This is a genomic window from [Brevibacterium] flavum, from assembly GCF_019317305.1.
In the GTDB taxonomy this organism is placed as follows: domain Bacteria; phylum Actinomycetota; class Actinomycetes; order Mycobacteriales; family Mycobacteriaceae; genus Corynebacterium; species Corynebacterium glutamicum.
Window position 1 is genome coordinate 1,020,837 of record NZ_CP079240.1, and the last position, 19,627, is coordinate 1,040,463.

The window sequence follows — 19,627 nt, forward strand, 5'->3', positions numbered from 1 at the left end:
GGAAGCTGCCGGCAATAGCCCTCACCTTTAAATCACGTCGGGAACACCGCCAACTAGGCAGCCGCTTCCTTCCTGCGCAGTGAAGGCCTCAGCCTGAAAGTGCAGACGACCTCTGGCAACGACGCCACCCCATGTTGAAGTTAGTTCAGCAACAGCTGTATAGTTCAGCACATGCTGACTATTGCTTCTCGTCTAGACGTGATGAACCGGTTGGGTCGGGCCATGGCGGATCCGACTCGTTCCCGCATTCTCCTGGCGCTGCTGGAGGGGCCGGCCTACCCGGCCGCTCTCGCCCAGGATCTGGAACTGACGCGCTCGAACGTGTCGAACCATCTCGCCTGCCTGAGGGACTGCGGAATTGTTGTCGCCGAACCGCAGGGGCGACAGACCCGCTACGAGATCGTTGATGCTCATCTGGCGCAGGCGTTGAACGCGTTGCTGGATATCACCCTGGCCGTCGATGACAACGCCGAATGCATCGACGCCGGATGCGCCGTACCTGGGTGTGTCACTGGACAGGAGAGTGCGTAGTGGTAACCGGTCTACTGTCGGCGATTGGTCTGTTTATCGCCACCAATATCGACGACATCATCGTGCTCTCGCTGTTTTTTGCCCGCGGGGCGGGGCAAAAAGGGACCACGCTTCGGATTCTGGCTGGTCAGTACCTCGGCTTCATGGGCATCCTCGCGGCCGCAGTCCTGGTCACGCTGGGGGCAGGAGCATTCCTACCTGCTGAGGCGATCCCGTACTTCGGACTAATTCCCCTGGCCCTGGGACTATGGGCGGCCTGGCAGGCCTGGCGAAGCGATGATGACGACGATGATGATGCGGAGATCGCCGGGAAAAAGGTGGGTGTGCTGACCGTCGCCGGTGTGACGTTTGCCAACGGTGGCGACAATATCGGCGTCTACGTCCCGGTCTTCCTCAACGTGGACACTGCCGCCGTCATCATCTACTGCATCGTTTTCCTCGTCCTGGTGGCAGGCCTGGTCCTGCTGGCAAAGTTCGTGGCCACCCGCCCGCCCATCGCAGAAGTCCTTGAGCGCTGGGAGCACGTGCTGTTCCCGATCGTCCTGATCGGCCTGGGCATCTTCATCCTCGTCAGCGGCGGCGCCTTCGGCCTCTAATAAGCCCATCCCGAGCGCCCGGGTGGCCTATCCAGGTGTTGTCATCGGCGTCGACTGAACCGCCATTCGAAGCCGCGGAAAAACCGCCAAACGAAGCTGCAAGTCACAATTTCCGCTGTTTCATTAAGCACCAAACCATTAGTTTTGATCCCCGATTGGAATAGCTAATAACCCTATTAAGACAGAGAACGGGCATGCCATGCTGTGGCATCTACAAAGTTCTGTGCTGTGAATGCAAGGTCAGGTCCGTCTGTTTTTCATTGGGTGTACAAGCTCAATCACTATTCGCATGAAACTTCCTTACTTCGGATAAGCTGGGTTTAGTGCTGATGTAACACGTGTGAAATGCAGTTATGTCACAAAGCAGTTATGTCACAAACTATCGAGTTGCAACGCCATCTTCTTGTTGCCCAACGAAACGGATCTTAACTAGAAGAGCCAGGTCTTGTTTATTTCGACTACTGATTCAGTAGCTGCGCTCCGATAGGATTCTTAGTTTTCAGTTCAGTATCTTTGAGCCACGGCTAGAATGTGAATCCTATGTCTAAGAAGAAGCCTCGCCCCATTCCGGTTCCTGCCCAATTTATCCCTGGTCTCATTGATGCGCATACACATTTGGCATCGTGTGGAGGAGATCTTGCAGGGTTGGTGGAAAGGGCCAAGGAGGCGGGCGTCGAAAAGCTTTGTACCGTCGGTGATGGTTTGGCTGAGGCCGAGCTTGCGCTGGAGGCCGCGCAACAGTTTGGCAACGTTTTTGCTGCGTGTGCGATTCATCCGACGAAGGCGGATCAGTTGGATGGGGCTGCGCGTGCGCGGCTGACGCAGATGGCGGCGGATCCGAATTGTGTGGCCATTGGTGAGACTGGTTTGGATTCGTATTGGATCAAGCACGATCCAGAGGACACTGCGGCGTTGGATGTGCAAGAGGAAGCGCTGCGCTGGCATATTGATTTGGCAATTAGTGCGGATAAGCCGTTGATGATTCACAATCGTGAGGCGGATGCTGATTTGATGCGAGTGTTGGCGGATGCTCCACCTCCAAAAGATACGATTCTGCATTGTTTTTCTTCGCCGTTGGACGTGGCGAAGGAAGCGTTGGATCGTGGATATGTGTTAAGTTTTGCGGGCAATGTGACGTTTAAGCGTAATGAGGAGTTGCGGGAGGCTGCTCGTATTGCGCCGATTTCTCAAATTCTGATTGAAACTGATGCGCCATATATGACGCCGGAGCCATTTCGGGGGAGTAGGAATGAGCCGTCGTTGATCGGTCATACGGCGCTCTGTATCGCGGAGGTTCGGGGGATGGCTGTGGAGGATGTTGCGGCGGCTTTGAATGGGAATTTTGATCGCGTTTATGGGGTCACAAATCTATAACGTGAGGTAGCTCACAGTTAATCTGTTGGCCGTGGTCAGCTGTGGGGGTTGTGGTGGGTGTGACTGAAGTTTATGAAGTTGCACGCCACGGCGTTTTGGTGATGGACGGGGGTAGTTTGTTACCGTATTGTGACTAATTGTTAATTCCCCCGAGAGCGAAGAAGTTTTACATGGCGCCCCATCAGAAGTCACGGATCAACCGGATCAACAGCACCCGCTCGGTGCCGTTGCGTTTGGCTACCGGTGGCGTGCTCGCCACCTTGCTTATCGGCGGAGTCACCGCTGCAGCTACCAAAAAGGACATCATTGTTGATGTCAACGGCGAGCAGATGTCCCTAGTGACTATGTCCGGCACTGTTGAAGGTGTGCTGGCGCAAGCTGGTGTGGAACTTGGTGACCAGGACATTGTTTCCCCTTCACTGGATTCATCCATCAGTGATGAAGACACTGTGACTGTTCGTACTGCCAAGCAGGTGGCGCTCGTGGTGGAAGGTCAAATCCAAAACGTGACCACCACTGCGGTTTCCGTGGAGGACCTCCTGCAGGAAGTCGGTGGCATTACCGGTGCTGATGCGGTGGACGCTGATCTTTCAGAGACCATCCCAGAATCTGGTTTGAAGGTGAGTGTTACCAAGCCGAAGATTATTTCCATCAATGATGGTGGCAAGGTCACTTACGTTTCTTTGGCAGCTCAGAACGTACAGGAAGCCCTAGAGCTGCGGGATATTGAGCTGGGTGCTCAGGACCGCATTAATGTGCCTCTGGATCAGCAGCTGAAGAACAACGCTGCGATCCAGATCGATCGCGTTGACAACACCGAAATCACTGAAACTGTGTCTTTCGATGCTGAGCCAACCTACGTGGATGATCCAGAAGCTCCAGCGGGCGATGAAACCGTTGTTGAAGAAGGAACCCCTGGTACCAAGGAAGTTACTCGCACCGTAACAACCGTTAATGGTCAGGAAGAATCTTCCACGGTGATCAATGAAGTTGAAATCACCGCAGCAAAGCCAGCAACCATTAGCCGTGGCACCAAAACTGTTGCTGCAAACTCCGTGTGGGATCAGCTGGCACAGTGTGAATCCGGCGGAAACTGGGCAATCAACACAGGTAATGGCTTCTCCGGCGGCCTGCAGTTCCACCCACAGACCTGGCTCGCATACGGTGGTGGAGCTTTCTCCGGTGACGCTTCCGGTGCAAGCCGTGAACAGCAAATCTCCATCGCAGAAAAGGTTCAGGCTGCACAAGGTTGGGGAGCATGGCCTGCTTGCACCGCAAGCTTGGGCATCCGATAGTAGAAATCTGGCATCCAATAGGTAGATTGGGATGCTATGGAAGAACCCTCAGGTGCACAGCTGCTCGGCCCGGTAGAAATCCGTGCGCTGGCAGAAAAGCTCGACGTCACACCAACTAAGAAGTTGGGGCAGAACTTTGTTCACGATCCCAACACGGTGCGTCGCATTGTTGCTGCCGCAGAGCTCACCCCAGACGATCACGTGGTGGAAGTTGGCCCTGGTCTGGGCTCTCTGACCCTTGCCCTGGTGGAATCTGCTGCTTCAGTAACTGCGGTGGAAATTGATCCCCGGTTGGCTGCGGAATTGCCGGAGACTTTTCAGTGGCGCGCGCCGGCCCTTGCTCACAAATTGAGCATCGTGCTGAAAGACGCCCTGAAGGTGCAGCAATCTGACATGGAAGTCCAGCCCACCGCCTTGGTGGCTAACTTGCCGTACAACGTCTCTGTCCCTGTCTTGTTGCACATGATGGAGGAGTTTCCCACCATCAATAAGGTGCTTGTCATGGTGCAGGCAGAGGTTGCTGATCGTTTGGCTGCGGATCCAGGATCGAAGATTTATGGTGTGCCTAGCGTGAAGGCGTCCTTCTACGGTCCGGTTACTCGCGCCGGGTCGATTGGTAAGAATGTCTTTTGGCCAGCTCCAAAGATCGAATCCGGTTTGGTGAAGATCGTGCGCGAAGATACCGCGTGGAAGCAGGACGATGAGACGCGTAAGAAGGTGTGGCCGATCATTGATGCTGCTTTCTTGCAGCGCCGTAAAACCCTAAGAGCTGCGCTTTCTGGACACTACGGTTCTGGCCAGGCAGCTGAGGAAGCTTTGCGGGCCGCTGATATTGATCCAACGCTTCGTGGCGAAAAGCTTGATGTCACTGACTATGTGCGCCTAGCTGGGGTGTTGCAGCAAAAGGACGAGAAGTGAAAATTACCGCGAAAGCGTGGGCGAAAACCAACCTGCATTTAGGTGTGGGACCGGCTCGCGACGATGGATTTCACGAGCTCATGACGGTGTTTCAAACCATTGATCTGTTTGACACCGTCACCTTAACCACCCTCGATGAGGAGTTGGTGGAGGAGGGGAGCGTCGTCAAGCAATTATCTGTGACCGGTGCCCGTGGCGTGCCCGAGGACGCCAGCAATCTTGCGTGGCGCGCTGTGGATGCGTTGGTTAAGCGGCGCGCGGAAAAGACGCCGCTGCCTGCAGTTTCGCTGCATATTGCCAAGGGGATTCCGGTGGCTGGCGGCATGGCTGGCGGCTCTGCGGATGCGGCTGCGACGCTGCGCGCGGTGGATGCCTGGATTGGGCCTTTCGGCGAGGACACATTGCTGGAGGTCGCTGCGGAGCTCGGCTCAGATGTGCCGTTTTGCCTGCTTGGTGGCACCATGCGCGGTACCGGTCGCGGCGAGCAGCTGGTAGATATGTTGACGCGCGGCAAGCTACATTGGGTGGTGGCCGCGATGGCGCATGGACTGTCCACGCCTGAGGTATTCAAAAAGCATGATGAGCTGAATCCGGAATCGCATATGGATATCAGCGACCTCAGCGCCGCACTTCTCACCGGCAACACCGCCGAGGTGGGGCAGTGGCTGCACAACGATCTGACCAGCGCCGCACTCAGTTTGCGCCCTGAACTGCGCAGCGTCCTCCAAGAAGGCATCCGCTCCGGCGCGCATGCAGGAATCGTCTCCGGCTCCGGCCCGACCACGGTATTCTTGTGCGAATCGGAGCACAAAGCGCAAGACGTTAAAGAGGCGCTAATCGACGCCGGCCAGGTGTACGCTGCTTACACCGCCACCGGCCCTGCGGCCTCAACCGCCGACCAGCGCGGCGCACATATTTTGACTGTTTCACAATAAAGACAAACTTAAGTATCGGAGTCGAAGAAAAACCACAATGGCCAATCTGATTAATCTCGAGAACGTCTCCAAAACCTGGGGATTAAAAACGCTTCTCGACGGTGTCTCCTTAGGTGTTCAAACCGGCGACCGCATTGGCGTCGTCGGCCTCAATGGCGGCGGAAAAACCACCCTGCTGGAAGTACTCACTGGCATCGAAAAGCCGGATCAGGGCCGTGTGTCTCACAACTCTGACCTGCGCATGGCTGTGGTGACGCAGCGTGCTGAACTCAATGATGACGACACCGTCGCTGACGTGGTGCTTGGACCTTTGGGTTTGGAAGTTTTCGAATGGGCATCAAACGCCACGGTGCGCGACGTCCTCGGTGGCTTGGGCATTGTCGATCTTGGCCTCGACACCAAAGTGGGCAACCTTTCCGGGGGCGAGCGCCGACGCACCAACCTGGCCGCCGCGCTGGTTCGCGACCTTGACCTGATCGTGCTCGACGAGCCCACCAACCACCTCGACGTGGAAGGCGTGCAATGGTTGGCGTCCTACCTGCTGTCACGCCGCATCGCCATTGTTGTGGTCACACACGATCGCTGGTTCCTCGACACAATTGCCACCACCACCTGGGAAGTTCACGACGGCGTGGTGGATTCCTACGAAGGCGGCTACAACGACTGGACCTTCGCCCGCGCCGAACGCGCCCGCCAAGCAGATGCCATTGAGCAGCGCCGCCAAAACCTCGCGCGTAAAGAACTCGCATGGCTGCGCCGCGGTGCACCAGCACGAACCTCCAAGCCTCGATACCGCATCGAAGCCGCCGAAGCCTTGATCGCAGACGTGCCAGCACCACGCGACAAAGTCGAGCTCATGGCATTTTCTAAGTCCAGGCAAGGCCGCGTTGTCATTGAACTTGAAGACGCCACAGTTGCAACTCCGGATGATCGCATCCTGGTAGAAGACCTCACCTGGCGTTTGGCTCCAGGCGAGCGTATCGGTCTTGTCGGCGTCAACGGCTCCGGCAAAACCACCCTGCTGCGCACCCTTGCCGGCGAGCACCCACTTCAGGCAGGCAAACGCATCGAAGGCCAAACCGTCAAACTGGGATGGCTCCGCCAGGAACTCGATGACCTAGACCTCAGCCGCCGCCTCATTGACTGCGTTGAAGATGTTGCTTCCTACGTGATGATGGGCGACAAGCAGGTCTCCGCTTCCCAACTAGCTGAACGCCTCGGATTTTCACCCAAGAGGCAACGCACCCCAGTTGGTGACCTGTCCGGTGGTGAACGCCGCCGACTCCAACTCACCCGCGTGCTCATGGCCGAACCAAACGTGCTGCTCCTCGACGAGCCCACCAATGACCTGGACATTGACACCCTCCAAGAGCTGGAATCCCTCCTCGACGGATGGCCAGGCACCATGGTGGTTATCTCCCACGACCGTTACCTCATCGAACGCGTCACCGACTCCACCTGGGCACTCTTCGGCGATGGCAAGCTCACCAACCTGCCAGGCGGAATTGAAGAGTACCTGCAGCGACGAGCAGCGATGGCCGCCGCCGAAGACAGTGGAGTGCTGAACTTGGGTGCGGCCACGCAGGCTGGAACCTTTTCTGCTGCAACAGAGCAGGCTGCCACTTCTGTGGAAAGTTCCGGAATTTCCTCCCAAGAACGCCACCGCATCACCAAGGAAATGAACGCCCTGGAGCGCAAAATGGGCAAGCTTGACCAGCAAATGGACAAGCTTAATCAGCAGCTCGCTGATGCAGCGGAGGCCATGGACACCATAAAGCTCACCGAGCTGGACACCAAGCTTCGCGCTGTGCAGGAAGAACACGGCGAGCTGGAAATGCAGTGGCTGGAACTCGGTGAGGAAATCGAGGGCTAGTTCATGCCGTCGGCAGGCGAGGAGATTTTAGAGCAGCGCGCGCAGCTGGAGTTTGTCCAGCGTCGCGCCGATGTGGTGATGATCGGCAGCCAGGTGGTTTATGGTTCCGTGGGGCTCAGCGCTGCCATTCCGGTGATGCACAACGAAGGCCTCCGCGTGGTCGCTGTCCCCACCGTGGTGTTAAGTTCCATGCCGCGTTATGCCAGTTCTCACCGCCAGCCGATGTCGGACCAATGGCTCGCCGACGCGCTGCAAGACCTGGTGGATCTGGGGATTATCGATGAGGTTTCCACCATTTCCACCGGCTATTTTGCCTCTGCATCTCAGGTGCGTGTGGTCGCTGCGTGGCTGCAGAAAATCCGCGAAACCCACCCGCATGTGCGCATCGTGGTGGATCCCATAATGGGGGACAGTGACGTGGGAATTTATGTCGCCGACGAGATCGCAACCGCCATCTGCCAGGACTTATGCCCTCTGGCTACCGGAATCATTCCAAATGCTTTCGAGCTCTCCCACATGGTTGGCTCCGGCGATCCGCGCTCGCTGCTCGGCCCGTTTGGCGAGTGGATCATCATCACCAGCGCCACTGAAACTATGGGCACCACCGTCACCCGCATCGTCACCCGTGACAGCGTCCAGGAAATCGCCTCTGCCACAGTCGATACCACGGCCAAAGGGGCAGGCGACGTCTACGCCGCAGCATTAATCGCCGCCCTGCATAAAGATTTTTCGCTTATCGACGCCGCCACCCACGCATCCAACACCGTCTGCGCCGGCCTGCAGACCAAAGCGCTCTAGGTTTCGTCCGTTTCTGACAGCAAACTACCGAGCAGCAACCCCAGCACGAAATCATCAACCTGCCCGAACTGCACCTGACGAATCCGCCCTTTTCGATCAGCCAAAATGATGCTGGGTGTACCTTCCAAACGATACTTTTTCATCGTCGAAGGAATCCGCTGGCCTTCCCTCGGCATATCCACTGCCACGGGGAACTTGATCCCAAACTCATCGATGAACACTTTCAAAGCCTCAGGCGTCATCACATCATGGTGCTCAAACACGCTGTGCAGCCCGATGACTTGCACTTGGGATTCATCAATCATGCGGTGGATTTTTTGAGCCTGAGGGACACCGTGATTCACACATCCAGGACACAGCATCTGAAACACCTCCACCACCACAACCTTGCCGCGCAGGTCCTCATTGCTCAAGCCTTCGTGGTTTACCCATTCCTGAATATCCAATTCCAGCAGTGGGGCATTATCGAGCGAACTCATGGTTGAACTCCCTTCATGAAATGTGTGCGGGGTCACTGGTTCCCAGCCTAGTCTGAACTGGCTAAACAAGATCGGTACAGTGGTGGTCGTGATTTTGATTAATGTGAAATTCAAGCCATTGCCAGAATATGTAGACACCTTCCGCGAGCAGGTAGCGGAGTTTACGGAAAAGACCCGTGCAGAAGAAGGCAACATCTTCTTCGATTGGTCAATTAACACCGACAACCCAAACGAGTTCATCCTCATCGAAGCATTCCAGGACGACGCTGCCGAAGCTCACGTCAACAGCGACCACTTCAAGGCGGCCTGTGAGCTGTTCCCAACCATCCTGTCTGAGACCCCAGAGATCATCAACACCCTTATCGAGGGCAAGACTGAGTGGGACCGCATGGCAGAGTTCGCAGTCAACTAAAATATGACCTTTGCTGGTTGGCTAATTTTGGGTCAAAGTTTTGTGAAACGAAGTAAGCTTAAGTTATGCATATCGTCAACATTCGCTTCAAGCCCAAGGCTAAGTACGTGGATACATTCCGCTACACAGTCGACAAATTCACTGAGTCAACCAGGACAGAGGAAGGCTGTCTCTACTTTGATTGGTTCCGCAACACCGATTACCCAGGCGAGTACCTTGTAATTGGTGTGTGGACGGATGAAGGTGCGGCGGAACATAAGAAGAGCGAGCACTTCTTGCGAGCTCAAGAAACACTTCCACCGTTGCTGCAACAAACTCCAATGATTATTCAGAGTGAGTTTTCCAAGAAGAAGGATTGGGAACGTTTCAGCGATTTCACCGTCTACTAAGGAGCCCGTAAAAGCTTTGTTGCTAGCGGAAAGACTTTAGCGACAAGGCTTTTTGCATGTTTTAATGCAGGGAATATTAACTTTTTGTTAATCTCTGACCATTGACCTTGTACGCTTAAAACATGCGAAAGAAAAAAGACGGTCAAAATCTCCCAGACTTCCGGAAAAATCCGTCAAAGCTGGATAAAAAGGCTTATGAACAAGAACTAAAAAGACTTCAAGCCGAACTCGTCGATTTGCAACAATGGGTTGTGGAAACCGGTGCGCGCGTGGTCATCGTCATGGAAGGCCGCGACGCCGCTGGTAAAGGTTCTGCGATCAAGCGCATTACGCAGTACCTCAACCCCCGGTCCGCAAGGATCGAAGCGCTGCCCACCCCAAACTCTCGGGAAAAAGGGCAGTGGTATTTCCAGCGCTACATCGAAAAATTGCCGACTGCTGGTGAGATCGTTATCTTTGACCGCTCCTGGTACAACCGTGCAGGAGTCGAGCGCGTCATGGGATTTTGCACCTCCCAGGAGTACCGCCGATTCCTTCACCAGGCACCAATCTTTGAACGCCTGTTGGTGGAAGATGGCATTCACCTGCGTAAATACTGGTTCTCTGTATCTGATGAAGAGCAGATTGAGCGTTTCGAAGACCGCCTGAGCGATCCGCTGCGCCGGTGGAAGTTGTCGCCAATGGATTTACAATCGATCACCCGCTGGGAAGATTACTCACGCGCAAAAGATGAGATGTTCATCCACACGGACATCCCGTCAGCACCGTGGTACACGGTGGAATCTGAGGACAAGAAGCGTTCCCGCATCAACGTCATTTCGCATCTGCTCTCGACGATTCCTTATGAGAAGATCGATCGTCCATTGCCGGAAATCCCTCATCGCCCAGATTCTGAATCTGATTATGTACGTCCCCCTCGCGATGAGTTCCGTTATGTTCCAGATGTGGCAGCACACTTGGAAGAAGAGCGCATCAAGAAAGAAGAAAAAGCCAAGAAAGCAAAGAAGCCAGCTAAGGCTGCAGGAAAGAACTCGGATAAGAAGAAGTCTTCCGGAGGGAAAGGCAAGAAGAAGTCCAAGAAATAGAACGCCTTTTAAGGGGTTGAAAAGCCCCAAATAGGACTTCAGTGTGGGTGGGGCTCGTTCAGGCGCTTAAAAGTGATTCTGGAAGGGCTCCATTTTGAGGCTGGTGGGGCACAAGTGATTCCTGAACAGTTGCTACAGGATTACTGATCAACTTCTCGTCACGAATCGCTGGCGAGTTCTAAAATCGAACAAATATTTGCATAATAGGGATCTATTAGAGCAAATTTTCGATTGAAATTGGACATTTGCTGCGGTCCGGGGGCGGATTTTTGCGGTTCGCCAGGCCTTAAGCCTCAAAAGCTACTTTCTGAAAGTCTCCTGCAAGGTTCCAGGACAAGGACTCACCACACCGCCCAAGAATCGACGGATCTGTGGTGGATCCTAACCATTTCGCCTGAACCCGCTGCCTGTAATCGTTAACCGTTAAGCAACTTCTCCAGCACCACAATAACGCCCTCTTCAATGTTGGATGGTGCAATTTCGTCGGCCAATTCTAAAATGTCCGGGTGGGCATTGGACATGGCGTAAGACTTGCCGGCGGCCTTGATCAATTCAGTGTCGTTGAGGTAGTCGCCAAACACGAGAGTTTGGGATTCTTCCAATCCGAGGGCATCGCGGAGAGCAGCCAAAGCTTGGCCCTTGTTGGCTGAAGGATCCATGACATCGACCCAGTGCTGGCCGGAGACAACAACGTTGGCGTTGGGGGAGGCTGCGCGGATGATGGGGGCACAGTCCTTTTCGGCATCTTGGAATGTAAAGATCGCTACCTTGATTACTTCATTGTTGACTGCTTCGTGGAGGTCTTGGACTTCCTCGATGGAGACGTAGTATTTCAGGCCTTCGGCGCGGAAAGCTTCGTCGTTGCGTTCGACGTAGGCGCGTTCTGGTCGGCAGACCACTACTCCCATATCGATGTCGGATGCGCGCACGGCATCGATGATGGAGTGTACGGTGTCGGAGTCGATGGTGGTCAGGGAGATAATTTCGCCGTCGTGGACTACCACGGTGCCGTTTTCTGCGATGTAAGAAATGGGTTCACCGGCGTGCCCGAATTGTTTTTGCAAGGTGGCTAATTGGCGCCCGCTGGCTGGTGCGAAGGCGATTCCTTTGGCACGCATTTGTTCCAGGATGTCCCAAAATTTCTCTGGGACTTCGTGGTGGGTGTTTAAAAGTGTGCCGTCCATGTCTGTCGCGACGAGGCGAAAGTCCATTTGTTTGGATTCCTTTCCGATTATGTCTTGATCGCCCATTCTGTCACATCCGGGTTGTCTAAACACCCGCGAAGATTTCCTGTGATGTGCCACACTGGTTCTCATGTCTAACGTAGTGAACACTTTTGTCCAGAATTCCACCGGTATGGTGGAGCTTAATCGTCCCGAAGCGCTCAATTCTCTTAATCAGGAAATGATCGATCTCGTTCAGGAAGCTCTAACCACTTGGGCTGATGATGATCAGGTGCAGCAGGTTCTCATTTACTCATCCTCGGAGCGTGCATTTTGTGCCGGCGGTGATGTGCGCGCGGTCCGTGAGAGCGTGTTGGAGGGCGATGTTGCGGCCGGCGATAAGTATTTCATCGATGAGTTCGCGATGAACAACACGTTGGGAACCTATCCGAAGCCGGTCATTTCTGTGATCAACGGCGTCGCGATGGGTGGCGGAATGGGAATTTCCATGCATGGATCGCACCGGATCGTCACGGAAAAAGCGTTCGCGTCGATGCCTGAGATGGCGATCGGCTATGTTCCCGATGTGGGCTTTACTTATTTCGGTCAGCGTGCATCGTCGCTGGCCATCGCCACATTTTTGGCGGTGACCGGGTGGCGCATGAGCCCTGCCGATATGCTGTGGGCTGGCGTCGCAACGCATTTTGTTGAGGATGCGCAGGGGTTCATTGATGCGGTCTTGAACGAGTCGCTTGATGGCGCGCTGGAGAAATTCTCCACGCAACCTACGGGCAGCAGCGAGTTGGCCGGCGTCGCCAGCCAGATTGAGGAGACCTTTGGGCACAGCTCTTGGGCGCTTATCGACGCCTCCCTCCGGTCTCACCCCGATGCTGAATTTGTTGCCAAGGTGGATGAGCTGATGGCGTCGGCAGCACCGGCATCGGTGGTGGCTACCGTGAAGCTGATGCATCAAAACAGTGAGGCGACCACTCTGCGTGAAGGCTTGGACAATGAATTGGCGATGTCTCTTTATATGATCCGCCAGCCTGATTTTGCTGAAGGTGTGCGTGCAGTGTTGGTTGATAAAGACCGCAATGCAGCCTTCTCCCCAGCCAACTACGAAGATGTTGATGAGTCACATTTTGTGACCTTGTTCCAGCACAGTTCATAAAACCGCCAAACTTTTGATAGCGTAGCAATGGCCCTTTCGGTGGATGGGGCCATGTTTGCACAATGCTTGAAGAAGGGTAGGGCAGTGAAGCCGCTGGGCAAGATCGCCGTTCCTTGGACTTGGTACCTGGGAATTGTTGGGGTCATCATATTTGATGTGGTGGCAGCAATAACGATGCTCACCCTCGTGCCCAACAAAATGCCCGAAAGAGTCAACAGTGGGCTTGTCGCGCTGGGTGGATCGTATGCACCCCCGATGAGCCGGGAAACACTCATTGCCAGAGTCATTGCCGGTGCAGTGCTGGTTCTGGTGATTTCTTTAGGTATTTCGCTGCTGATTTCCGCGCAGTCCAAGAACCTCGCGTCCGATCACCCGGATGCATCTGCCATTCAGATTGCTCGGCGTTGGGCGTTTTTGAACAATATTCAAAGCTGTATCGGCTGGTTTAGTTTCTTCCTCGCAGCGATTTTGAGCATCTCATCGCTAAGACTCAACGGCCCAGGTGCCACCACGCATCTTGAGATGGCCGTTTACATCATCGCTGTGTCGGTGTTGGCTTGGGCGTTGATGATTTCCTTGCGTCGCGGCCAGGTGGCGATTGATCGTGCCATTCCAATTCGGGAAGATGATTCCGAACTGAAATGGGGCATGATCTACCACGATGCTTCAGACAAACGAGTTTTCGTGGAACTCGATGATGGCCACACGACCGTCATCAACATGGCGCGCGGGGGAGCGTGGCTGCTCATCGCAGTGATGGTGCTGCCTGCGCTGGCCATCGTCGGTTGGGTTTTGCTAGAAAACTAGCCCACCTTTGTTAAATGCTCGCCGTCAAAAGTCACGCCGACTTGTTGGCCCTCAACGGTGAGTGCGTAGCCATCAAAAGGAAGCTGTCGGTGAGCTGCATAGGACGCCACCGCGCGGCGGGCATCAATATCGCCTGGTAGCTGGTGATACAGCGTGGCCTCAACAGCTGCATGTGATGCTGGCGGAAGCTGCAGCCGAGGATGATCCAGCAGCAGGACAATTCTGGTGCCATCAGGTTGCTGCACGATGGTGTGCGTCCAAGTGTTGAGCACCTGTTTAGCCACATCAATCAGGTTGAATGCGGTGGCTTCCTCAGCAAGGATCTCTGCATTGGTGAGCAGTAGTAGGCCGTTATCGAAACCAAAGCGGCCAAGGCCTTCAGTTGCTTGACCATTGAGTTCTTTTAAAGACCATGTCCATACCCAACGCGTGCCGTCGATAACAGCAAGGGGGATGGCGTGAACTTGGTGTTCGTTTGCCACGGTCGCCACGTTGGTGTGTGGGTCAAAGGTGACGTTGTGAGACGATGAGATGGCGTCGAAAAGCAATTGATGCTCAGCGGACATGAACGCCGCATCCGCGCGTACGTCGCGCAAGCTCAGCCCGCCTGCGATTTCGATGACTTTGCCGCCACGAAGCAACAGTGAGGTGCCATCGCTGAAGGAGATGCGGTTGTCATCGAATCGGATGCCCAGTTCGCAGAATGCAGCAAATGAAGTCAATGCCCGTTTGAGGTCAGTTCCAGGCTTCAGCGCCTGCAGGCCTTCGATGAGCGTGCGACGGATATCAACCAGTTTTGGCGTGTGATTGATCGCAACCAACGCCCTGCGACCATCGCGCAGCGGGGCGATGAACGCCGGCGCATTGCTATACAGCGTACGTGCGGCGGTGATCAGATCATCGTTGAGCGGCTGAATGCCCTGCAATTCAGGCAGTCCCAAATCCTCACCGCGCGAGCTGACCCACTCAAATTCCTGATTATTAATCCACGCAATGACTTCACCGGTGGTATCAAAAGGACTCCCCGACGCCTTATTGATCCTCACTTCAGCCGCGGTTTTATCGTCAGAAAGGTTGAATTCGACACCAGTAACTCGCCCCAATTGGGCAGCAAATGCCTGATCAATGCAGGTTTGGCCGAGGGCACCATCAGTGATGACATCGATAAGGGATGTGGGCAGCGGAATTTCCATACCTTTAAGGATATGCACCGGGGAAACTTTAGGGATTTTGGGGGAGGTTGTTACAAAACCATACGTCTGTGAAGATATGACAAGTGCATGCCCAAAATAATGCATAGGAAAAAGGAAGAGTTAACAGTGCGTAAAGGAATTTCCCGCGTCCTCTCGGTAGCGGTTGCTAGTTCAATCGGATTCGGAACTGTACTGACAGGCACCGGCATCGCAGCAGCTCAAGACTCTGCATTTGACTACGGCATGGATCCAAACATGAACTACAACCCGATCGACGACATCAAGGATCGTCCCGAAGGGTTATCCAATCTTCCCTACTTCGGAAGCAAACTAACCAGCTGGGGCTCATCAGATGCCACCGCCTCATCTGGCGTCGTGACCTCCGCACTCCCGCAGTACACCGATCCGCGCTACCCCCTCGGCAAAGACGACCTACCCAAAGCAACCATCGACATGGAGCCAGAAGTTCTTGCGCGCCTTGAGCGATTCGTCGGCGTTGACGGTGATCGCATCCGCCAAATCAACGCGTACTCGCCATCAATGGGACGCACCATTCCTCTAGTCTGGGTCGTGCCAGAAGACAACACCGTGCCTGGCCCAACGGTCTACGCACTCGGCGGCGGCGACGGTGGCTAAGGCGGCCAAAACTGGGTCACCCGCACCGACCTTGAGGAATTAACCAGCGACAACAACATCAACCTCATCATGCCCATGCTCGGATCTTTTAGTTTCTACGCTGACTGGGCAGGCGAAAGCGAATCCATGGGTGGTGCGCAACAGTGGGAAACATTCCTCATGCACGAACTACCCGAGCCGCTAGAAGCGGCCATCGGCGCAAACGGGCAACGCAGCATCGTCGGCATGTCCATGTCCGGGGGATCGGTGCTGAACTTTGCGACGCATGACCCCAACTTTTATTCCTCTGTCGGCTCATTTTCTGGATGTGCCGAAACCAACTCCTGGATGGGACGCCGTGGCATCGCAGCCACCGCCTACAACGGCAATGTCGTGCCTGAGCAAATCTTTGGTGAAGTAGACAGTGATTACTCCCGCTACAACGATCCGTTGCTCAACGCCGCGAAGCTGGAAGAACAAGACAACCTCTACATCTTCGCCGGTTCCGGTGTGTTCTCTGAACTAGATGTCATCGGTGACAACGCACCGATTGATGAGGATGCGTTCAAAAACCGCGTTCTGGTCGGATTTGAAATCGAAGCTATGTCCAACACCTGCACCCATAATCTTAAGGCTGCGACTGATCAAATGGGCATTGACAACATTAACTATGATTTCCGACCAACCGGAACCCACGCCTGGGATTACTGGAACGAAGCGCTCCACCGCTTCTTCCCGTTGATGATGCAGGGCTTCGGGCTTGATGGTGGTCCGATCCCGATCTATAACCCTAACGGTGTGTCCTCTAGTGAGTCTTCTTCTGAGCTGTCGTCTGATGTGAGTCTTGGCACCGTTATCGGCAGCGTAGCGGGAAGCTCTGGATCCAGTGAAGGCAGCAGCGTCCGAGAGTTCCTTGCAGGAAGCTCCGGATCAAGCCAATCAACAGGAAGCTTCTACGAATAAAAAATTGTGGTGTGTGAATCTTGGGGGAGGTTTGGGGGAGGTTCACACACCACAATTTTTATTTCTTAATCCAGGCGCATGCCCGACGGATCAATGCGACTCCATCTTCTATGTCCCGGGGCTCGGGAGCTTGGTAAAACGTATGCAGCGAGGTTGCAATTGCCGCTGCATGCAAATGGATCAGAGTTGCCGCATCGAACTTGTCAAGGTCTTTGTCACGTTCAACCATGAACTCAAGCAACGGAGCAATGAGTCGCTCCTTATCGATAACACACTTGATGGGGTCAAGATTTTCAAGGATCTCACCGATTCGAAACATTGCGCTGAAAGAATCCATAGCGTCATCGCCATCCCGCAATTGGTTGATCACCAATTGTTCAATGGCATCTCGTGGGGGCACGCTTGTAGGAAACTCGTATAGCTGATCCGTGAGTTCCTGAACGCGAATGACCACAAATTGCACCAATGCGTCTTCCCGAGAAGGGAAGTAGTTATGAAAAGTCCGGGGGGAGACCCCGGCTGCAGCTGCAATGGCCGCAACCGTGAACGCCTCAGGGCCTTCCATCAAGGCGATCTCCGCAGCAGCACGTGACAATGCTGTCCGCGTAGCAGCCTTTTTTGTTTCTCTAAGCCCCGACACCTACATTTTCCTTCAGTTCCTCGGTGCGAGCCTCATGTAGTTCACTAAGACCCTCACCTTCAACATCAACGTTGGGAAGAATCTTATCCAACCACTTAGGTAGCCACCAAGCCTTGTCATCAAGCAGGAACATTGTTGCAGGGATAATCATCATGCGAACAACGAAGGCATCGAAGAACACAGCAACGGCCAGAGCAAAGCCCATGGTCTTAATAAACGCCATGTCCTGCGCTATGAATGCCGCGAACACAGACACCATGATCAGCGCCGCAGCAGTGACCACGCGGGCACCGTGCTTGAAACCATTCGACGTTGCGTTGCCCGCAGTCTTGCCCTTGGTGAAGCCCTCACGCATACGAGTAACGAGGAAGATCTGGTAATCCATGGCCAGACCAAATACCAGGCCGATGAGCATGATCGGCAAGAAGGACAGCAGTGGCTGAGGATCGTCGATGATGCCGAAAGCACCTTCTTGGAAGATCGCCACGGTAGCACCAAAGGTAGCCAGAACTGACAAGCCAAAGCCCAGAGCCGCGATCAATGGAACCCAAATGGACCGGAACACGAGCAACAGCACGAGGAACGCTAGAACCAAAACGATCAGAACGTAAGGAACCAGGACGTCGCCGAGGCGAGCAGAGATGTCATCGTAAATTGGGGTGACGCCAGTAATGCCATACGTCGCGCCGGTGTCATCAGCGAAGGTCTCAGCATCTGCACGAAGAGTTGCGAGAGTTTCAGAGGTGCGCTCATCGATCGCATCAAATTCTGGGGTAATCAGGATCTGCGCGGTATCGAAATTCTCCGTGGTCTGAGTGATCTGAGCATTCTTCACACCATCAGTGTTCAAGAATTGCTCCACCGCCTGTCCAAACACCAATGGGCGTTCTTCCTCAGGGACGTCGGTTGCGTCGATAAGCGCAATCATGGGCGCGTTGCGGCCCGGGCCGAACGCATCTGCCGTCATGTCATACGCCGTGCGCGGCGCGGTGCCCAGCGTGGAGGTGCCATCAGTCGGCATGGCCAGGCGCATATTGGTCGCAGGAATTGCGATTGCACCAAGCAAAACGACGCCAACCAGCAGGTAAGCCACCGGCATCTTGCGCACAAGGCGGACCCACTTCAGACCCATCGTTGGCTTCTCGTCCTCAGGATCCGGAACCTTAGGTCCAGGCACGCGTGCTGCGAAGATGCGAGTGCCAAGCAGGCCAAGCAGAGCTGGGAGGAAGGACAGAGCAACCAGAACTGCGATGGCAACGGTGATTGCAGCAGCAATGGCCATCACGGTTAGGAATGGAATATTAATGATCGACAGAGCAACCAGAGCGATCAGCACCGTGGTACCCGCGAATACAACCGCAGAACCCGCAGTGCCCACAGCCATTCCCATCGCATGCGCACGAGCAGCCAACGGCATGGTGCGCAGACGCTCAGCCAATTCCTTTGGCTCGAGATCATTAGCGCCAGTCTGAGAAATCAACTCATTGCGGAAACGGGACACGATGAACAGCGCGTAGTCGATACCGACAGCCAGACCAATCATCGACGCCAGGGTAGGAGTCATGTCATTGACCGAATCAGTAAACGCCGTGGCTAACTGAATGCCCATGATGCCGATTCCGACACCAATGATTGCAGAGATCAGCGGCATACCGGCAGCGATGAACGAACCGAAGGTCACGATAAGAACGACCGCAGCCACCAGCAGGCCGATGAGCTCAGAGGTCATGTCCAAGCTGGTTGCAGCTGCGCCAAACACGTTGCCGTTGTAGACAACAGTCAGATCGCCGTCATCGTATTCATTAAGAATATTGGTGACCTTCTCACGATCCTCTGCGGATACATCCATGGCGGAATCTGCATCAAAAGTCATCGAGATGATGCCGGTAGTCTCATCTGCACTCAGTGGACTAATCGACTCAATATCTGCGGCGATCTTCTCCGCTGGTACACCCTGAGCCTCCAGGGCTGGGGTCATCTGAGCAGCCACACCCTGCGCAGCCAACACAGGATCCACAACGGAATCAGCATCCTTCAGCACACCAGTCGCCCGAACCTCATCAAGCATCTGGTTTATTTCAGCCTCAACCTCAGGATCAGTGAGGGTCTTGCCTTCCGGTGCCTGAATGACGACAGAACCAGTGGGAGCCGATGTTGCATCATCCGAACCAGGGAAACGCTCCTGCATCTTCTCCATGGTCGTGACAGAATCAAGACCAGGGATAGAGAAGCTACTCGACGTTGGCTTGGCATACAGCCCCGCCAGCGCCGTGATACCTATGAGAATCACGAGCCAGACCGCAAGAAACGGCCATTTCTTTTGATAGGCCGTGGAGCCTAACTTATACAGGAATTTCGCCACGATTATCCTTTAATCTAGGAGTTGACTG

At 54.6% G+C, this 19,627-nt stretch carries 19 protein-coding genes and 1 pseudogene; 14 read left to right on the forward strand and 6 right to left on the reverse strand.

The window, feature by feature from the left end; translation table 11 throughout:
* Positions 1-27: 27 nt before the first annotated feature.
* Positions 28-171 carry a hypothetical protein gene (locus KW808_RS04915; protein WP_155268199.1) on the reverse strand — a complete coding sequence of 48 codons (144 nt, stop codon included), beginning with the start codon at positions 169-171 and terminating at the stop codon, positions 28-30.
* On the opposite strand from KW808_RS04915, the gene cmtR reads away from it, so the two are divergent.
* The 8 genes from cmtR (at position 172) to KW808_RS04955 (ending at position 8,320) form a co-directional block, all read left to right on the forward strand.
* A complete protein-coding gene (gene cmtR, locus KW808_RS04920; protein WP_011013963.1) occupies positions 172-531 on the forward strand; it encodes a Cd(II)/Pb(II)-sensing metalloregulatory transcriptional regulator CmtR in 360 nt (119 codons plus the stop codon).
* The gene (locus tag KW808_RS04925; protein WP_196768777.1) at positions 489-1,127 is read left to right on the forward strand and encodes a cadmium resistance transporter; all 639 of its coding nucleotides are present in this window, start codon (positions 489-491) and stop codon (positions 1,125-1,127) included. The genes cmtR and KW808_RS04925 overlap by 43 nt, the downstream gene beginning before the upstream one ends.
* 540 nt (positions 1,128-1,667) lie before the next feature.
* Positions 1,668-2,501 carry a TatD family hydrolase gene (locus KW808_RS04930; RefSeq protein ID WP_034983633.1) on the forward strand — a complete coding sequence of 278 codons (834 nt, stop codon included), beginning with the start codon at positions 1,668-1,670 and terminating at the stop codon, positions 2,499-2,501.
* Between the two features lie 170 nt (positions 2,502-2,671).
* Positions 2,672-3,796: a resuscitation-promoting factor Rpf2 gene (gene rpf2, locus KW808_RS04935; protein WP_003861160.1), complete on the forward strand. Its 1,125-nt coding sequence runs from the start codon at positions 2,672-2,674 to the stop codon at positions 3,794-3,796.
* A 36-nt stretch (positions 3,797-3,832) separates the two neighbouring features.
* A complete protein-coding gene (gene rsmA, locus KW808_RS04940) occupies positions 3,833-4,714 on the forward strand; it encodes a 16S rRNA (adenine(1518)-N(6)/adenine(1519)-N(6))-dimethyltransferase RsmA (RefSeq protein WP_003861157.1) in 882 nt (293 codons plus the stop codon).
* On the forward strand, positions 4,711-5,649 hold the full coding sequence (locus tag KW808_RS04945; RefSeq protein ID WP_003861155.1) for a 4-(cytidine 5'-diphospho)-2-C-methyl-D-erythritol kinase: 939 nt from the start codon (positions 4,711-4,713) through the stop codon (positions 5,647-5,649). The genes rsmA and KW808_RS04945 overlap by 4 nt, the downstream gene beginning before the upstream one ends.
* Positions 5,650-5,686: 37 nt before the next feature.
* Complete coding sequence (locus KW808_RS04950; RefSeq protein WP_003861152.1) at positions 5,687-7,522, forward strand: ABC-F family ATP-binding cassette domain-containing protein; 1,836 nt, start codon at positions 5,687-5,689, stop codon at positions 7,520-7,522.
* 3 nt (positions 7,523-7,525) lie between these two features.
* On the forward strand, positions 7,526-8,320 hold the full coding sequence (locus KW808_RS04955; RefSeq protein WP_003861150.1) for a pyridoxal kinase: 795 nt from the start codon (positions 7,526-7,528) through the stop codon (positions 8,318-8,320).
* Here KW808_RS04955 and KW808_RS04960 read toward each other — a convergent pair.
* Complete coding sequence (locus tag KW808_RS04960) at positions 8,317-8,799, reverse strand: peroxiredoxin family protein (protein WP_003861148.1); 483 nt, start codon at positions 8,797-8,799, stop codon at positions 8,317-8,319. The genes KW808_RS04955 and KW808_RS04960 overlap by 4 nt on opposite strands.
* 88 nt (positions 8,800-8,887) lie before the next feature.
* Here KW808_RS04960 and KW808_RS04965 point away from each other — a divergent pair, with 88 nt between their 5' ends.
* From KW808_RS04965 to ppk2, 3 genes are all read left to right on the forward strand, one after another.
* Complete coding sequence (locus tag KW808_RS04965) at positions 8,888-9,211, forward strand: putative quinol monooxygenase (protein WP_020948541.1); 324 nt, start codon at positions 8,888-8,890, stop codon at positions 9,209-9,211.
* 65 nt (positions 9,212-9,276) lie between these two features.
* Positions 9,277-9,600 carry a putative quinol monooxygenase gene (locus tag KW808_RS04970; protein ID WP_003861146.1) on the forward strand — a complete coding sequence of 108 codons (324 nt, stop codon included), beginning with the start codon at positions 9,277-9,279 and terminating at the stop codon, positions 9,598-9,600.
* Between the two features lie 122 nt (positions 9,601-9,722).
* A complete protein-coding gene (gene ppk2, locus KW808_RS04975) occupies positions 9,723-10,685 on the forward strand; it encodes a polyphosphate kinase 2 (RefSeq protein ID WP_003861143.1) in 963 nt (320 codons plus the stop codon).
* 416 nt (positions 10,686-11,101) lie between these two features.
* Here ppk2 and KW808_RS04980 read toward each other — a convergent pair whose 3' ends face one another.
* Positions 11,102-11,896 carry a Cof-type HAD-IIB family hydrolase gene (locus KW808_RS04980; protein ID WP_003858506.1) on the reverse strand — a complete coding sequence of 265 codons (795 nt, stop codon included), beginning with the start codon at positions 11,894-11,896 and terminating at the stop codon, positions 11,102-11,104.
* 103 nt (positions 11,897-11,999) lie between these two features.
* Here KW808_RS04980 and KW808_RS04985 point away from each other — a divergent pair, with 103 nt between their 5' ends.
* Both KW808_RS04985 and KW808_RS04990 read left to right on the forward strand, forming a co-directional pair.
* Positions 12,000-13,019, forward strand: a complete 1,020-nt coding sequence (locus KW808_RS04985) for an enoyl-CoA hydratase/isomerase family protein (RefSeq protein WP_003861142.1) — start codon at positions 12,000-12,002, stop codon at positions 13,017-13,019.
* An 84-nt stretch (positions 13,020-13,103) separates the two neighbouring features.
* Positions 13,104-13,826, forward strand: coding sequence for a hypothetical protein (locus KW808_RS04990; RefSeq protein WP_003858512.1), 723 nt, complete (start codon positions 13,104-13,106; stop codon positions 13,824-13,826).
* Here KW808_RS04990 and KW808_RS04995 read toward each other — a convergent pair.
* Positions 13,823-15,019 (reverse strand): DUF6882 domain-containing protein, encoded by a 1,197-nt coding sequence (locus tag KW808_RS04995; RefSeq protein WP_034983635.1) that lies wholly within the window; start codon positions 15,017-15,019, stop codon positions 13,823-13,825. The genes KW808_RS04990 and KW808_RS04995 overlap by 4 nt on opposite strands.
* 126 nt (positions 15,020-15,145) lie before the next feature.
* On the opposite strand from KW808_RS04995, the pseudogene mytF reads away from it, so the two are divergent.
* Positions 15,146-16,597, forward strand: a pseudogene (gene mytF / locus KW808_RS05000) (mycoloyltransferase MytF).
* 58 nt (positions 16,598-16,655) lie between these two features.
* Here mytF and KW808_RS05005 read toward each other — a convergent pair.
* Positions 16,656-17,237, reverse strand: a complete 582-nt coding sequence (locus tag KW808_RS05005) for a TetR/AcrR family transcriptional regulator (RefSeq protein ID WP_003859090.1) — start codon at positions 17,235-17,237, stop codon at positions 16,656-16,658.
* Positions 17,224-19,599 (reverse strand): MMPL family transporter, encoded by a 2,376-nt coding sequence (locus KW808_RS05010; RefSeq protein ID WP_003859086.1) that lies wholly within the window; start codon positions 19,597-19,599, stop codon positions 17,224-17,226. Before KW808_RS05010 ends, KW808_RS05005 begins: the two co-directional genes overlap by 14 nt.
* Positions 19,600-19,627 lie beyond the last annotated feature (28 nt).

Excerpts from the sequence above, each read along its gene's own strand:
- cmtR (WP_011013963.1), top strand. The coding sequence starts at position 172 with ATGCTGACTATTGCTTCTCGTCTAGACGTGATGAACCGGTTGGGTCGG.
- KW808_RS04925 (WP_196768777.1), top strand. The coding sequence starts at position 489 with ATGCGCCGTACCTGGGTGTGTCACTGGACAGGAGAGTGCGTAGTGGTA.
- KW808_RS04930 (WP_034983633.1), top strand. The coding sequence starts at position 1,668 with ATGTCTAAGAAGAAGCCTCGCCCCATTCCGGTTCCTGCCCAATTTATC.
- rpf2 (WP_003861160.1), top strand. The coding sequence starts at position 2,672 with ATGGCGCCCCATCAGAAGTCACGGATCAACCGGATCAACAGCACCCGC.
- rsmA (WP_003861157.1), top strand. The coding sequence starts at position 3,833 with ATGGAAGAACCCTCAGGTGCACAGCTGCTCGGCCCGGTAGAAATCCGT.
- KW808_RS04950 (WP_003861152.1), top strand. The coding sequence starts at position 5,687 with ATGGCCAATCTGATTAATCTCGAGAACGTCTCCAAAACCTGGGGATTA.
- KW808_RS04955 (WP_003861150.1), top strand. The coding sequence starts at position 7,526 with ATGCCGTCGGCAGGCGAGGAGATTTTAGAGCAGCGCGCGCAGCTGGAG.
- KW808_RS04960 (WP_003861148.1), bottom strand. The coding sequence starts at position 8,799 with ATGAGTTCGCTCGATAATGCCCCACTGCTGGAATTGGATATTCAGGAA.
- KW808_RS04970 (WP_003861146.1), top strand. The coding sequence starts at position 9,277 with ATGCATATCGTCAACATTCGCTTCAAGCCCAAGGCTAAGTACGTGGAT.
- ppk2 (WP_003861143.1), top strand. The coding sequence starts at position 9,723 with ATGCGAAAGAAAAAAGACGGTCAAAATCTCCCAGACTTCCGGAAAAAT.
- KW808_RS04980 (WP_003858506.1), bottom strand. The coding sequence starts at position 11,896 with ATGGACTTTCGCCTCGTCGCGACAGACATGGACGGCACACTTTTAAAC.
- KW808_RS04985 (WP_003861142.1), top strand. The coding sequence starts at position 12,000 with ATGTCTAACGTAGTGAACACTTTTGTCCAGAATTCCACCGGTATGGTG.
- KW808_RS04995 (WP_034983635.1), bottom strand. The coding sequence starts at position 15,019 with ATGGAAATTCCGCTGCCCACATCCCTTATCGATGTCATCACTGATGGT.